Raw genomic sequence first — 14,219 nt, forward strand, 5'->3', positions numbered from 1 at the left:
CCCGTGTCCGACGACGGTCCGCCCGCCCTCCCCGTCGAGGCCGCCGACCGTCCCGGCGGGCTGTTCATCGCGTTCGAGGGCGGCGAGGGCGCGGGCAAGTCCACCCAGGTCCGGTTGCTCTGCGAGTGGCTCACCGCGCAGGGGCGGACGGCGCGGGCCACCTTCGAGCCCGGCGGCACCCCCGCCGGCGCCGCCGTCCGGGCGATCGTGCTCGACCGCGCGCACACGGGCCTGTCGCCGCGCGCCGAGGCGCTGCTGTACGCCGCCGACCGCGCCCAGCACGCGCACGCCGTCCTGCGCCCGGCGCTGGCGGCCGGCGAGGTGGTCGTGACCGACCGGTACGTCGACAGCTCGCTGGCCTACCAGGGCGCCGGGCGCACCATCGGCCTGGACGACGTCGCGGCGATCTCCCGGTGGGCCACCCAGGGGCTGCGCCCGGACCTCACCGTGCTGCTCGACCTGCCGCCGGAGACCGGGCTCGCCCGCGCCCGCGGCCGGGCGGTCGCCGACCGGCTCGAGTCGGAGTCGCTGGAGTTCCACCAGCGGGTGCGCGACACCTTCCGCACCCTCGCGGCGGCCGAGCCCGGGCGCTACCTGGTGCTCGACGCCACGCGCGGTGTCGAGGAGCTGGCCGCGGACGTCCGCGAGCGGGTCGGCGCGCTGCTGGAGGTGCACACGTGAGCGAGCTCGGGAGCTCACCGGTGGACACAGCAGCGCCGCGAACGCAGCCGACGAGGATCAGGGAGGCGGCGTGAGCGGGGTCTGGGAACAGGTCATCGGTCAGCCCGCGGTCGTCGCCGAGCTGCAGGCCGCCGTGGCCGACCCCGACGTGATGACCCACGCCTGGCTGTTCACCGGCCCGCCGGGGTCGGGGCGGTCGGTCGCCGCCCGCGCCTTCGCCGCCGCGCTGCAGTGCCCCGAGGGCGGCGACGGCACCTGCCACGCCTGCCGGACGGTGCTCGCCGGCACCCACGCCGACGTGCAGTCCGTCGTCCCGGAGGGGTTGTCCATCGGCGTGGCCGAGGTGCGCGAGCTGGTCCGCATCGCCGGGCGGGCACCGTCGCAGGGGCGCTGGCAGGTGGTGCTCGTGGAGGACGCCGACCGGATGACCGAGCAGGCGTCCAACACGGTGTTGAAGATGCTCGAGGAGCCGCCGGCGCGGACGGTCTTCCTGCTCTGCGCGCCGAGCCTGCACCCCGAGGACGTGCCGGTGACCATCCGCTCCCGGTGTCGGGTGGTCAACCTGCGCACGCCGCCGGTCGACGCGGTCACCGACGTCCTGGTCAGCCGCGACGGCATCGACCCGGCACTCGCCGCCTGGTCGGCCGCGGCCGCCGGCGGGCACGTCGGCCGCGCCCGGCACCTGGCCCGCGACGAGAGCGCCCGGCTGGCCCGCAAGGCGGTCCTCGACGTGCCGCTGTCGCTGGTCTCGCTCGCCGCCTGCCTCAACGCCGCCGACGACCTGGTCAGCGCCGCCAAGGAGGAGTCCGACCGGGTGACGGCCGAGCTCGACGGTGCCGAGACCGAGGCGGTCAAGCAGAGCCTCGGGGTCGGCGCCCGCGGTCCCGGCGTGGCTGCCGCCAGCCGCGGGGCCGGACAGCTCAAGGAGCTGGAGAAGCGGCAGAAGTCGCGGGCCACCCGGTTGGGCCGCGACTCGCTGGACCGGGCCCTGGTGGACCTCGCCGCGCTGTACCGCGACGCGCTCGTGCTGGCGACGACCGGGGCAGACGCGCCGCAGCTGGCCCACCCCGACCGCCGCGCCGATGCCGAGGAGCTGGCGCGGCGGATCGGTCCGGAGGGCGCGCTGCGCCGCATCGACGCCGTCCTGGACTGCCGGACGGCGCTGGAGCAGAACGTGAAACCGCAGGTCGCGGTCGAGGCGCTGACCGTCGCGCTGCGGCTCCCGTCGTGATCGAGGACCCCGTCCTGCCCGCCCCCGCAAAGGCTCGGGGCGGTGCCCTGGACGGGGCCGGGCGGACCGGCCGCGGCGGTGCCGTAGGCTGTGCACCGCACGTCCGCCGCCTTAGCTCAGTCGGTAGAGCATCTCACTCGTAATGAGAAGGTCGTCGGTTCGATTCCGACAGGCGGCTCCACGCCAGCGGCCCCGTCCACCCGGACCGGGCCGCTGCGTCGTTCCGTCCGTCGGGACTCGCTCGGCGCGTCGTGCCGCGTTCTGGACCCGGACTGCTGCTGATGCGCCCGCGTCCGTCCCGAGGAGGTCCCATGAGCGGCACGCCCAGCGTCCTGTTCGCCTGCGTCCACAACTCCGGGCGCTCCGTCGCCGCGCAGGTGCTCACCCGGCACCACGGCGGTGACGCCGTCGAGGTCCGCTCGGCCGGGTCCGAACCGGGCGCCGGGGTCAACCCGGTGGTCGCACAGGTGCTGGCCGAGCGGGGGCTGCCGGTCACCGACCACGTCCCGACCCGCCTCGACGCCGACCTGGTCCGGGCCGCCGACGTGGTCGTCACCATGGGCTGCGGGGAGACGTGCCCGGTCTTCCCCGGCAAGCGCTACGAGGACTGGCCCGTCGACGACCCGGCAGGCCAGGACATCGACACGGTGCGGCGCATCGTCGACGACGTCGACGCCCGCGTCCGTGCGCTGCTCGCGGAGCTGGTCCCGCCCCGCTCCTGAACCCGCGCTCGGCGGGACCGTCGGCCGAGCTCCCCGCGAGACGCCGACGGCGGCGCACCCGGGGAGGTGCGCCGCCGTCGGCGTCCGTCGTGCGCTCGGCGGCCGCTCGGTGAGGGGCCAGGGTGGCCACCCTCCAGGGTCCTCCTACGAGGCGTGGGCGGAGGGCGGTCCTACTTCAGTGGTGGGGCTCGGCTTCCTCGGCCCGCTGGAGCGAGGCCGTGATCTCGGCCTCGGCGTCCTCGCGACCGACCCACTCGGCACCCTCGACCGACTTGCCCGGCTCGAGGTCCTTGTAGGTCTCGAAGAAGTGCTGGATCTCCAGCCGGTCGAACTCCGAGACGTCGCCGATGTCCGTGAGGTGGGCCATCCGCGGGTCGGTGGCCGGCACGCAGAGGACCTTGTCGTCACCGCCCTTCTCGTCGGTCATGCGGAACATGCCGATGGCGCGGCAGGTGATGAGACAGCCGGGGAAGGTCGGCTCGTCGAGGATCACCAGGGCGTCGAGCGGGTCGTCGTCCATGCCCAGGGTGTTCTCGATGTAGCCGTAGTCGGCCGGGTATCTCGTGGAGGTGAAGAGCATCCGGTCCAGACGGATGCGTCCGGTGGTGTGGTCCAGCTCGTACTTGTTCCGCTGGCCCTTCGGGATTTCGATCGTCACGTCGAACTGCACGAGACGTAGTGTGGCGGATCGGACCCCGGGCGCCTGCCGGAGGTCGTTCAGGGGGAGGGCACCATCGCGTCCAGCGGGTCGGCGACCGTCACGCCGAAGTACTCCCGGCTCCGTCGCCGCCTCCTGCTGGGGACCCTCGTGCTGCTCCTCGTCGTGGCCGTCGGCGTCTGGTTCGTCGTCGCCCCGCGGGGGGACGACGCCGCCACCGAGGTCGCCGCCGCCGAGGCCCGGCTGCCCGATGTGGAGCCGGCCGCTCCGGTGCTCGCGGCCCTGTCGTCGCAGGCGCCCACCCCGGACGGCGGGGTGCTCGCCGGCGTGCTCCGGCCGCTGCTGGCCTCGCCCGCGCTGGGCCCCGGCGTCGAGGCGCAGGTCGTCGACGTCGCCTCCGGGGAGGTGCTGTTCGACCAGAACGGCGACGACCCCTCCACGCCGGCCTCGACCGCCAAGCTGCTCACGGCCGTCGCCGCGCTGACCACCCTCGGCCCCGACGCCACCCTGGAGACCACCGTGGTCGCCGGCTCCGCGCCCGGCGAGGTGGTGCTCGTCGGCGGTGGCGACCCGACGCTGTCGCGGACCGTCCCCTCGCTGACCTACCCCGGGGCACCCACCGTCGCCGACCTCGCCGCGCAGGTGCGCAGCGGCCTGCCCGCGGGCACCGAGGTCACCCGCGTCGTCGTCGACAACTCGCTGTTCGAGGGCCCGCTCACCGCCAGCGGCTGGGGGCCCGGCGACGCGCCGTCCACCTACGCCGCCCCGGTCACCGCGGCCGCCGTCGACGGCGCCCGGGTGAGCCCGAGCGAGCTGCAGCGCAGCGCCGCCCCGGGCACCGACGCCGGCACCGCGCTGGCCGCCGCGCTCGGCGCGCCCGACGCGACCGTCGTCCTGGGCGACGCCCCGCAGGGCGCGCAGACGCTGGGCGCCGTGCGGTCGGCGCCGGTGGCCCGGCTGGTCGAGCAGGCGCTGTCCCAGTCGGACAACCTGCTGACCGAGTCGCTGGCCCGCCACGTCGCCCTCGCCGGCGGCCAGCCGGCCACCTTCGAGGGGGCCGCGGAGGCGGTCACCGACGCCCTCTCCGGCCTCGGCCTCGACGTCACGGGCGTCACGCTGGTCGACGGCAGCGGCCTGTCCGCCACCGACCGGGTCCCGGTCGCGCTCCTCGCCGACCTGCTCGCCGGTGCCGCCGACGGCAGGCTGGCCGACGCCTCCGCCGTCCTCTCCGGCCTGCCCGTCGCCGGCTACGACGGCACCCTCGCCGAGCGCGGCGACGAGGACCCGGAGACCGCGCCGGGCTCGGTCCGCGCCAAGACCGGCACGCTGCTGGGCGTGCACGGCCTGGCCGGCACGGTGGTCACCGCGGAGGGCCGGTTGCTGGTCTTCGCCGTCCTCGCCGACAGCGCGCCGGCCAACGGGCTGGCCGCCGAGGCCGCGCTGGACGACGTCGCCTCGACACTGGCGGCCTGCGGCTGCCGCTAGCGGTGTCCTGCCGGGCCCATCGGCCCGGTCCCAGGTCCCGGCGCCCGCAGTGGCCTGCTGCGAGCTCGCGAGCGACGGGGAGCAGGGGGTTCCTCTGCTTTCGCGCGTACCGTGAGGCCGGTGAGCAGCTCCGTACGGATGGTGGACTGGGACCTCGCCGGACGCACCGCCCGCCGCCTGGTCGGCCCCGGTCCGCAGACGACGCGGGAGGAGGCCGCCGCGGTCGTCCGTGAGCTGCACGAGGCCGCCGCCACCGCCGTCGCGCACGTCGAGGGCCTCACCGGCCTCCGCCCCGTCCCCGACGGTCCGGTGCCCGAGGTCGCCGTGGTCGACCGGCCCGGCTGGGTGGACGCCAACACGCACGGGATGTCCGCGCTGCTCGACCCGCTGGTCGACGCGCTCGCCGCCCGGCAGCAGTCCCGGCCCGGCCCGCTGGCCACGGCCATCGGCTCCCGCGCCACCGGCGTGCAGGCCGGCGGCGTGCTCGCCTTCCTGTCCTCCCGCGTCCTCGGCCAGTACGAGGTCTTCGGCACCGGTGGCCGGCTGCTGCTGGTCGCCCCGAACATCGTCGACGCCGAGCGCCGGCTGGGCGTCGACCCCAGCGACTTCCGGCTGTGGGTGTGCCTGCACGAGGTGACCCACCAGCTGCAGTTCACCGCCGTCCCGTGGCTCAAGGACCACCTCGAGGCGCAGATGGCCGAGTTCGTCGAGGCCACCGACCTCGACCCGGAGGTGCTCCGGGACCGGCTCGGCGACGTGCTGCGCAGCATCCTCGACGCCGCCCGCGGCGAGGGCGGGGACGACGCCGGGCTGATGGCGCTGGTCCAGGACCCGCGGCAGCGCGCCGTCCTCGACCGGGTCACCGCCGTGATGAGCCTGGTCGAGGGGCACGCGGAGTACGTGATGGACGGCGTCGGTCCGGACGTCGTCCCGTCGGTGCGGACGCTGCGCAAGCGGTTCGCCCAGCGCCGCAAGGGCCGCGGCCCGATCGACCGTGTGCTGCGCCGGCTGCTCGGCCTGGAGCAGAAGATGCGGCAGTACGCAGAGGGCCGCGTGTTCGTCGGTGGGGTCGTCGACCTCGTCGGCATGGAGGGCTTCAACCGGGTGTGGGAGGGGCCGGAGAACCTGCCCCGCATCGAGGAGCTCACCGACCCCGCGCGCTGGGTCGAGCGGGTGCACGGCCGCCCCGCCATCCCCGCCTGAGGGCGGTGTCCGGTTCACCGCGGGCCGTCGCGGTCCTGCGGACCGCCGTACGGCCGGGCCTGCGGGGGAGCGGGCAGCCGGTGCTCGCCGCGGTCAGCGGGGGAGCGGACTCCCTCGCCCTGGCCGCGGCCCTGGCCTTCGAGGCCCGGTCCGCCGGTGTCCGCGTCGGCGCGGTGACCGTCGACCACGGCCTGCAGCCGGGCTCCGCGGAGCGGGCCGAGCGGACGGCGGAGCTGCTCAGCGGGCTCGGTCTGGACCCCGTGCTCGTGCGACCCGTGGCGGTCGGCGCGGACGGCGGACCCGAGGGCGCCGCCCGCGCGGCGCGGTACGCGGCGCTCGCCGGCGCGGCCACCGACCTCGGCGCCCGCGTGGCGCTGGGGCACACCCTCGACGACCAGGCCGAGACCGTGCTGCTCGGGCTGGGCCGCGGCTCGGGCCCGCGCTCGGTGGCCGGCATGGTCGCCCAACGGACGACCGGCGGCGTCCTCTGGTGGCGTCCGCTGCTCGGCGTCCGCCGGGCCACCGCGCGCCGGGCGTGCGCGGACCAGGGGCTGCCGGTGTGGGACGACCCCTGGAACGCCGACCCCGCCTACACCCGCGCCCGGCTGCGCGGCGAGGTCCTGCCGCTGATGGAGGAGGTCCTCGGCGGCGGGGTCGCACCCGCCCTGGCCCGCACCGCCGACCTGCTCCGGGAGGACCTCGACGCCCTCGACGAGCTCGCTGCGGCGGAGCTGGCCCGCCTCGCCGGGGAGGCGGCAGACGGCGGGCTGCCCGCCCGTCCCCTGGAGCCCCTGCCCGCCGCGCTGCGCCGGCGGGTGCTCCGGGGGTGGCTCCGCGGCGCCGGCGTCCCCGACGTCCAGGCGGTCCACCTGCGTGCGGTCGAGGCGCTCGTCACGCACTGGCGGGGGCAGGGCCGCGTGGACCTACCCGGCGGTGCAGCAGCCCTCCGGACGTCTGGCAGGCTGGTGCTGTCGCCCCCCGTCGTGCGGGCCCCCCGTCCCGAGGACGCACCCCACACCCGCGAGGAGTCCCGCCCGTGAGCGAGCCCGCCACCGCTCCAGCAGAGCTCGGCAACGACCACGGCTACGGCCCGGACATCGACCACGTGCTGCTCAGCGAGGAGCAGATCCAGGCGAAGATCGCCGAGCTGTCCGACCAGGTCGCCCGCGACTACGCCGGGCGCGAGGTGCTGCTCGTCGGCGTCCTCAAGGGCGCGGTGCTGTTCATGAGCGACTTCGCCCGGGCGCTGCAACTGCCCACCCAGATGGAGTTCATGGCCGTCTCCTCCTACGGCTCGGCCACCAGCTCGTCGGGCGTCGTGCGCATCCTCAAGGACCTCGACCGCGACATCAGCGACAGGCACGTGCTGGTGATCGAGGACATCATCGACTCCGGGCTGACGCTGTCCTGGCTGTTGAAGAACCTGGGCGGACGGCGCCCGGCCTCGCTCGAGGTCTGCGCGCTGCTGCGCAAGCCCGACGCGGTGAAGGTCGACGTCCCGGTGCGCTACGTCGGCTTCGACATCCCCAACGAGTTCGTCGTCGGGTACGGGTTGGACTACGCCGAGCGCTACCGCGACCTGCCCTACATCGCCACGCTCAAGCCCGAGGTGTATGCCTGACGTCGCCCTCCCTGATGATCAGCTGAGCTGGTCGTCGACGGTCCTGGCTCACCACCGGTGGTGAGCCAGGACCCGGCACGGTGAGCTGTGCTGATCACCGGCGGTGGCGACGGCGGGCGGTCGGCGCTCACAGGCCGCGGAGCGGTCCGGTAGGACCGCGATATCGCGGCCCACCCGCCCGGGTGTCGTCAGCGAGGACCCCGCCGCTGCACGGCTGACGCACAGGCTCGCCGGTGTACCGTCGATCGCAACGACGCTGCACCGTAGCGCCAGGGTGCCCGCCCGGGCCGCAGGGAGCGTCCCCCGGACGATCAGGAGGGTGGACGGGACAGGCCGGAGCACCCGGCCGCCCGGCATCGGTGTATGGAACGCAAGAAGATCTTCCGCTCCGTGTGGTTCTGGGTCGTCCTCGTCGTCCTCCTGGCGCTGGCGTTCTCCTCGCTGTTCCGCGGCAACGGGGGCTTCCAGGAGGTCAGCACCTCGACCGCGCTCGAGCAGATCGAGAGCGGCAACGTCCGCCAGGTCACGATCAACGACAAGGAACAGACCCTCGACCTGGAGCTGAACAACCCGGTCGAGGGCAGCGACCAGATCACCGCCTCCTACCCGCTCGGTGCCGCCGACGACGTCTTCGACCTGGTGCGCGGCGCGACCGACGGCGGCACCCCCGTCGACTTCAACACCAACGTCACGCAGGACAGCGTCCTGGTCAGCCTGCTGATCAGCTTCCTGCCGTTCGTGATCCTGCTGCTCCTGCTGTTCTGGCTGTTCAACTCGATGCAGGGTGGCGGCCGCGGGGTCATGGCCTTCGGCAAGTCCAAGGCCAAGGTGGTCAGCAAGGACACCCCGAAGACGACGTTCGCCGACGTCGCGGGCGCCGACGAGGCCATCGAGGAGCTCCAGGAGATCAAGGACTTCCTGGCCAACCCGGTGAAGTTCCAGGCCGTCGGCGCGAAGATCCCCAAGGGCGTGCTGCTGTTCGGCCCGCCCGGGACCGGCAAGACGCTGCTGGCCCGCGCCGTCGCCGGCGAGGCCGGGGTGCCGTTCTTCTCCATCTCCGGGTCCGACTTCGTCGAGATGTTCGTCGGTGTCGGCGCCAGCCGCGTCCGCGACCTGTTCGAGCAGGCCAAGCAGAACGCACCGGCGATCATCTTCGTCGACGAGATCGATGCCGTCGGCCGGCACCGCGGCGCCGGCATGGGCGGCGGGCACGACGAGCGCGAGCAGACGCTCAACCAGATGCTCGTCGAGATGGACGGCTTCGACGTCAAGGGCGGCGTCATCATGATCGCTGCCACCAACCGGCCGGACATCCTCGACCCGGCGCTGCTGCGCCCGGGCCGTTTCGACCGCCAGATCGCCGTCGACCGCCCCGACCTCGAGGGCCGCAAGCGGATCCTCGAGGTGCACGCCAAGGGCAAGCCGCTCGCTCCGGACGTCGACCTGGGGACCGTGGCCCGCCGCACGCCGGGCTTCACCGGCGCCGACCTGGCCAACGTGCTCAACGAGGGTGCGCTGCTCACGGCCCGCAACAACGGCACGGTCGTCACCGACGCGGTCCTCGAGGAGGCGATCGACCGCGTCGTCGCCGGCCCCGAGCGCAAGACGCGGGCGATGAGCGAGAAGGAGAAGAAGGTCACCGCCTACCACGAGGGCGGCCACGCCCTCGTGGCGCACGCACTGCCCAACCTGGACCCGGTGCACAAGGTGACGATCCTGCCGCGCGGCCGGTCGCTGGGGCACACGCTCGTGCTGCCGACCGAGGACAAGTACACCCAGACCCGGTCGGAGATGATCGACACCCTCGCCTACGCCCTCGGTGGCCGGGCGGCCGAGGAGCTCGTCTTCCACGAGCCCACCACCGGCGCCGGCAACGACATCGAGAAGGCGACCAGCATGGCGCGGGCGATGGTCACCCAGTACGGCATGAGCGCCAAGCTCGGCGCGGTGAAGTACGGCAGCAACGAGTCCGAGCCGTTCCTGGGCCGCGACATGGGCACCCGGCCGGACTACTCCGAGGCCGTCGCCGCCGACATCGACGCGGAGATCCGCGCCCTGATCGAGGCCGCGCACGACGAGGCGTGGGAGATCCTGGTCGAGTACCGCTCGGTCCTCGATGAGCTCGTGCTCGAGCTCATCGACAAGGAGACCCTGTCCAAGGAGGACATGGCCCGCATCTGCGCGCCGGTCACCAAGCGCCCGTCGCTGGCCCCGTACAACGGCTTCGGCAAGCGCACGCCGTCGGACCAGCCGCCGGTGCTCACCCCCGCCGAGCGGGCCGCGCAGAACGGCAACGGCCACGTCGGCCATGGCAGCACCGCCGTGGGGGACGTCGGCGCCCCGGCGCAGAGGTGAGCGAGCTCGCGAGCTCACCCACGAGCGGCGCCGCGGACGCGCCCGACGAACGCCGGCGAGGAGGCCGCGTGAGCGAGATCCCGGCCGGGGCGGGTGCGGACGAGGACGGCGTGGACCTGCTGCTGGAGCGGGCGCAGAAGGGCGTGGACCACGCCCGTGCCGCGGCCGCCGTGCGGGAACTGCTGCTCGCCGTCGGCGAGGACCCCGACCGCCCCGGCCTGCGGGAGACCCCGGACCGGGTCGCCCGCGCGTACGCGGAGGTCTTCGCGGGGCTGTGGCAGGACCCGGCCGAGGTCCTGGCGACGACCTTCGACGAGGACCACGACGAGATGGTCCTGGTCAAGGACATCCCGATGTACTCGACCTGCGAGCACCACCTGGTGCCCTTCCACGGGGTCGCGCACATCGGCTACATCCCGGGCGAGGACGGGCGGGTCACCGGGCTGTCCAAGCTCGCCCGGCTGGTCGAGGTCTACGCCCGCCGGCCGCAGGTGCAGGAGCGGATGACCAGCCAGATCGCCGACGCGCTGGCCGACGTCCTCAAGCCGCGCGGCGTGCTGGTGGTCATCGAGGCCGAGCACCTGTGCATGGCCATGCGCGGGATCCGCAAGCCCGGTTCGTCCACGGTCACCTCGGCCGTGCGCGGCATCTTCCGGGACAACCCGGCGACCCGCAGCGAGGCGATGAGCCTGGTGATGCGAAGGTGACGGGCAAGTGAGCACCGCAGCGAGGAACGAGCGAGGAGCGGAGCGAGCCCGGAACCGAGCCATGGACCTGGGCCGGTGACCCCCCTCCCTCTTCCGCGCCCCGACCACTGCGTGGTCATGGGGGTCCTCAACGTCACGCCGGACTCCTTCTCCGACGGCGGCTGCTTCGCCGACGCCGGGTCGGCCATCGCGCACGGCCTGGCGGTGCACGCCGCCGGCGCCGACTACGTCGACGTCGGCGGGGAGTCCACCCGGCCCGGCGCCGACCGGGTGGACGCCGACGAGGAGTGCCGCCGCGTCGTCCCGGTGATCCGTGAGCTGTCCGCCGCCGGGGTGCGCACCAGCGTCGACACCACCCGCGCCGAGGTGGCCGAGGCCGCCCTCGAGGCGGGTGCGGTGCTCGTCAACGACGTCAGCGGCGGCCTGGCCGACAAGCACATGGCCGAGCTGGTCGCCGAGACCGGCGTCCCCTGGGTGCTCATGCACTGGCGCGGGCACAGCCGGGAGATGTACGCCGCCGCCCAGTACGGGGACGTCGTCACCGAGGTCTGCGCCGAGCTCACCGCTCGGGTGGAGGACGTCGTCGCCGCGGGCGTCGCGCCCGAGCAGCTCGTCCTCGACCCCGGCCTGGGGTTCGCCAAGCGGGCCGAGCACAACTGGCGGCTGCTCGCCGGGCTGGACCGTGTCGTCGGCCTCGGCCTGCCGGTGCTCGTCGGCGCCTCCCGCAAGTCCTTCCTCGGCCGGCTGCTCGCCGATGCCGACGGCACGCTGCGGCCGGCCGAGCAGCGGGACGCCGCCACGCTGGCCACCACGGTGCTGGCCGCGGAGGCCGGCGCCTGGGGGGTGCGCGTGCACGACGCCCTGGCCTCGGTCGACGCCGTCCGCACCGTCGCCGCCGTCCAGGCGGCCCGTCGCGAGGGGCAGCGCCGTGGCTGACACCCACCCACCCCGCCGTCCCGACCGCATCGCCGTCCGGGGGCTGACCGCGCACGCCTTCCACGGTGTGTACGAGGCCGAGCGCCGGCTGGGACAGACCTTCCGCGTCGACGCCGTCCTGGAGCTCGACACCGCACCGGCCGCCGCCGGAGACGACCTCGAGCGCACGGTCAACTACGCCGAGCTGGCCCGCGCGCTGTACAGCGTGCTGACCGGGGAGCCGGTCGACCTGCTGGAGACCCTCGCCCAGCGGCTGGCCGACGTCTGCCTCGACGACCCGCTGGTCGACGCCGTCGAGATCACCGTGCACAAGCCGGAGGCCGACCTCGGCGTGCCCTTCGACGACGTCGCGGTCACCATCCAGCGGGAGCGGACGTGAGCGGACCGGGGAGCGCCGGCGAGGGGGACCGATGAGCCGCGCGGTCCTGTCGCTCGGCGCGAACCTGGGGGACCGCGCCGCCGCGCTGCGCACCGCGATCACCGCCCTCAAGGACGACGGCGTGCTGGTGGCCCGCTCGACGCTGTACGAGACCCCGCCGTGGGGGCCGGTCGAGCAGCCGCCGTACCTCAACGCGGTGGTCGTCGTCCGGGGCGACCGGGACGCCGCCGGCTGGCTGGTCCGCGCGCACGAGCTGGAGCAGGCCGCCGGGCGCACCCGCGACGTGCGCTGGGGCCCGCGCACCCTCGACGTCGACGTCGTCACGGTCACCGGGGACGACGGCCGGCCGGTCCTCTCCGACGACCCCGCGCTCACGTTGCCGCACCCCCGGGCGCACGAGCGGGCCTTCGTTCTCGTGCCGTGGGCGAGCCTCGACCCCACCGCGGTGCTGCCGGGCCGCGGCCGGGTCGGCGACCTGCTGGCCGCGCTGCCGCCGGAGGACGTCGCGGCCGTCGTCCGCTGGGAGCACCTGCATTGACGCCGGTCAACCGGCGCGACCTGCTGGTCCTCGCCGTGGGTCTGGCCGTCGCCGCCTGGCTGGTGGTGCGGGCGGGCTACGGCGCGCTGCCCGCGCTGCGCTGGTGGCTGCCCGTACCGCTCGGCGTGCTCGCCCTGGCCGAGGCCCTCGGGGCGCGCACGCTGCGCGCCCGGCTGGCCGCCCAGCGGGACCGCCGTCCCCCGGCCGAGCGGAGCAGCGCCCCGGTCCGGCCGGTCGAGCCCATGCTCGTCGCCCGGCTCGCGGTCCTGGCCCAGGCCAGCGCGTACGTCGGCGCCGCGTTCGTCGGCATCTGGGTGGGCGTGCTGCTCTACGTGGGGCCGGCGGTCTCGCGGCTGCAGACCGCCGGGTCCGACACCGTCACCGGGGTCGTCGGGGTGGTCTGCTCCGCGGCCCTGGTCGCCGCCGCACTGTGGCTGGAGTCGATCTGCCGCATCCCGCCGTCCGCCGACGACGAGACCCCGCAGGCCGGCGCCCGCGGTTGATGGGGCCCCAGGAGCCGCCTCAGGCCGGCCCCTGGGTGTTGACCGACCTCCGCAGCGTCGCGTGCACCGAGGACGGGGTGAGGACGCCGAGGTAGCGGTCGCCGTCGACCACCGGCACCCACCCGGAGTCGGTCTGCAGGATGGTGGCCAGCGCCGTCCGCAGCGAGGCCTGTACCGACACCGCGCCGTCCGAGCGGACGACGGCCGAGGCCACCGTCCCCGCACCCGCGGCGCGGTCGGCGGGCAGGCACCCGGCCGGCCGGCCGCTGGCGTCGAGCACCACTGCACAGCCGGCGCCGGCGCGGTCGAGCGCGGCCACGGCGTCGGTGAGTCCGTCGGTCAGCCCCACCACCGGCGGGTGCTCGAGGTCGGCGGGCTCGATCGGGGTCACGGCGAGCCGCTTGAGCCCGCGGTCGGCGCCCACGAAGTCGGCCACCGTCCGGTTGGCCGGCCGGCCCAGCAGCTCGGCGGGCGGGGCGAACTGCTCGACGTGCCCGCCGGCGCTCATCACGGCGATGCGGTCGCCGAGCCGCACGGCCTCCTCGATGTCGTGGGTGACGAAGACGATCGTCTTGCGCACCGTCTCCTGCAGCCGGAGGAACTCCGACTGCAGCCGCTCGCGCACCACCGGGTCGACGGCGGAGAACGGCTCGTCCATCAGCAGGACGCCGGGGTCGGCGGCCAGTGCGCGGGCCACGCCGGCCCGCTGGCGCTGGCCGCCGGAGAGCTGGGCGGGGTAGCGGTCCCCGTGGACGGCGGGGTCGAGCCCGACCAGGGTGAGCAGCTCCTCGACGCGGTCGCGGGTGCGGCGGCGGTCCCAGCCGAGCAGCCGGGGCACGGTGCCGACGTTGGCGCGCACCGTCTGGTGGGGGAAGAGCCCGACGCTCTGGATGACGTAGCCGATGCGCCGACGCAGCTGGTCGGCGTCGACCCGGGTGACGTCCTCGCCGCCGAGCAGGATGCGGCCGGTCGTCGGCTCGATGATCCGGTTGACCATCTTCATGGTCGTCGTCTTGCCGCAGCCCGACGGACCGACCAGCACCGACAGCTCCCCGGCGGCGAAGGTGAGGTCGAGCTCGGCCACGCCCACGGTGCCGTCGGGGTAGACCTTGCTGACCCCCTCGAGCCTGATCCCGGGGGCGTCACCGGCCGCGGGGGCAGCCGTGCGCAGCGACGAGCCGGCGGCAGTAGCGTCCACGA

The 14,219-nt window shown here is 75.0% G+C and carries 15 protein-coding genes and 1 tRNA gene; 14 read left to right on the forward strand and 2 right to left on the reverse strand.

All coding sequences use genetic code 11. The features are described 5' to 3' along the window. Window positions 1-3: 3 nt before the first annotated feature. The 4 genes from tmk to ACU610_RS22885 all read left to right on the forward strand — a co-directional run bounded on the left by tmk (window position 4) and on the right by ACU610_RS22885 (window position 2,634). Window positions 4-681: a dTMP kinase gene (gene tmk / locus ACU610_RS22870; RefSeq protein WP_446769986.1), complete on the forward strand. Its 678-nt coding sequence runs from the start codon at window positions 4-6 to the stop codon at window positions 679-681. Between the two features lie 70 nt (window positions 682-751). Further along, a complete protein-coding gene (locus tag ACU610_RS22875; RefSeq protein ID WP_446769987.1) occupies window positions 752-1,912 on the forward strand; it encodes a DNA polymerase III subunit delta' in 1,161 nt (386 codons plus the stop codon). A gap of 105 nt (window positions 1,913-2,017) precedes the next feature. After that, window positions 2,018-2,093 (forward strand) — tRNA-Thr (locus ACU610_RS22880). 130 nt (window positions 2,094-2,223) lie between these two features. Further along, on the forward strand, window positions 2,224-2,634 hold the full coding sequence (locus tag ACU610_RS22885; RefSeq protein ID WP_446769988.1) for an arsenate-mycothiol transferase ArsC: 411 nt from the start codon (window positions 2,224-2,226) through the stop codon (window positions 2,632-2,634). 175 nt (window positions 2,635-2,809) lie between these two features. On the opposite strand, the gene ACU610_RS22890 is transcribed toward ACU610_RS22885, so the two are convergent. Then, entirely contained in the window at window positions 2,810-3,304 is a 495-nt protein-coding gene (locus tag ACU610_RS22890) for an inorganic diphosphatase (RefSeq protein WP_446769989.1), read from the reverse strand. Window positions 3,305-3,442: 138 nt separating this feature from the next. On the opposite strand from ACU610_RS22890, the gene dacB reads away from it, so the two are divergent. From dacB to ACU610_RS22940, 10 genes are all read left to right on the forward strand, one after another. Continuing rightward, complete coding sequence (gene dacB / locus ACU610_RS22895) at window positions 3,443-4,777, forward strand: D-alanyl-D-alanine carboxypeptidase/D-alanyl-D-alanine endopeptidase (protein ID WP_446769990.1); 1,335 nt, start codon at window positions 3,443-3,445, stop codon at window positions 4,775-4,777. A 120-nt stretch (window positions 4,778-4,897) separates the two neighbouring features. Beyond that, a complete protein-coding gene (locus ACU610_RS22900; RefSeq protein ID WP_446769991.1) occupies window positions 4,898-5,980 on the forward strand; it encodes a zinc-dependent metalloprotease in 1,083 nt (360 codons plus the stop codon). A 5-nt stretch (window positions 5,981-5,985) separates the two neighbouring features. Continuing rightward, window positions 5,986-7,020, forward strand: coding sequence for a tRNA lysidine(34) synthetase TilS (tilS, locus tag ACU610_RS22905; RefSeq protein WP_446769992.1), 1,035 nt, complete (start codon window positions 5,986-5,988; stop codon window positions 7,018-7,020). Beyond that, entirely contained in the window at window positions 7,017-7,601 is a 585-nt protein-coding gene (hpt, locus tag ACU610_RS22910) for a hypoxanthine phosphoribosyltransferase (protein ID WP_446769993.1), read from the forward strand. The genes tilS and hpt overlap by 4 nt, the downstream gene beginning before the upstream one ends. A gap of 363 nt (window positions 7,602-7,964) precedes the next feature. Next, window positions 7,965-9,956, forward strand: a complete 1,992-nt coding sequence (ftsH, locus tag ACU610_RS22915) for an ATP-dependent zinc metalloprotease FtsH (protein ID WP_446769994.1) — start codon at window positions 7,965-7,967, stop codon at window positions 9,954-9,956. Between the two features lie 68 nt (window positions 9,957-10,024). Then, window positions 10,025-10,663 (forward strand): GTP cyclohydrolase I FolE, encoded by a 639-nt coding sequence (gene folE, locus ACU610_RS22920; RefSeq protein WP_446769995.1) that lies wholly within the window; start codon window positions 10,025-10,027, stop codon window positions 10,661-10,663. Window positions 10,664-10,738: 75 nt separating this feature from the next. Further along, window positions 10,739-11,599: a dihydropteroate synthase gene (gene folP / locus ACU610_RS22925; protein WP_446769996.1), complete on the forward strand. Its 861-nt coding sequence runs from the start codon at window positions 10,739-10,741 to the stop codon at window positions 11,597-11,599. Then, the gene (gene folB / locus ACU610_RS22930) at window positions 11,592-11,978 is read left to right on the forward strand and encodes a dihydroneopterin aldolase (RefSeq protein WP_446769997.1); all 387 of its coding nucleotides are present in this window, start codon (window positions 11,592-11,594) and stop codon (window positions 11,976-11,978) included. The genes folP and folB overlap by 8 nt, the downstream gene beginning before the upstream one ends. Window positions 11,979-12,009: 31 nt before the next feature. Then, complete coding sequence (gene folK / locus ACU610_RS22935) at window positions 12,010-12,516, forward strand: 2-amino-4-hydroxy-6-hydroxymethyldihydropteridine diphosphokinase (RefSeq protein WP_446769998.1); 507 nt, start codon at window positions 12,010-12,012, stop codon at window positions 12,514-12,516. Continuing rightward, on the forward strand, window positions 12,513-13,019 hold the full coding sequence (locus ACU610_RS22940) for a DUF3180 domain-containing protein (RefSeq protein WP_446769999.1): 507 nt from the start codon (window positions 12,513-12,515) through the stop codon (window positions 13,017-13,019). The genes folK and ACU610_RS22940 overlap by 4 nt, the downstream gene beginning before the upstream one ends. A gap of 19 nt (window positions 13,020-13,038) precedes the next feature. On the opposite strand, the gene ACU610_RS22945 is transcribed toward ACU610_RS22940, so the two are convergent. After that, window positions 13,039-14,217: an ABC transporter ATP-binding protein gene (locus ACU610_RS22945; protein ID WP_446770000.1), complete on the reverse strand. Its 1,179-nt coding sequence runs from the start codon at window positions 14,215-14,217 to the stop codon at window positions 13,039-13,041. Between the last annotated feature and the right edge of the window lie 2 nt (window positions 14,218-14,219).

The organism is Geodermatophilus sp. URMC 61 (assembly GCF_052931555.1).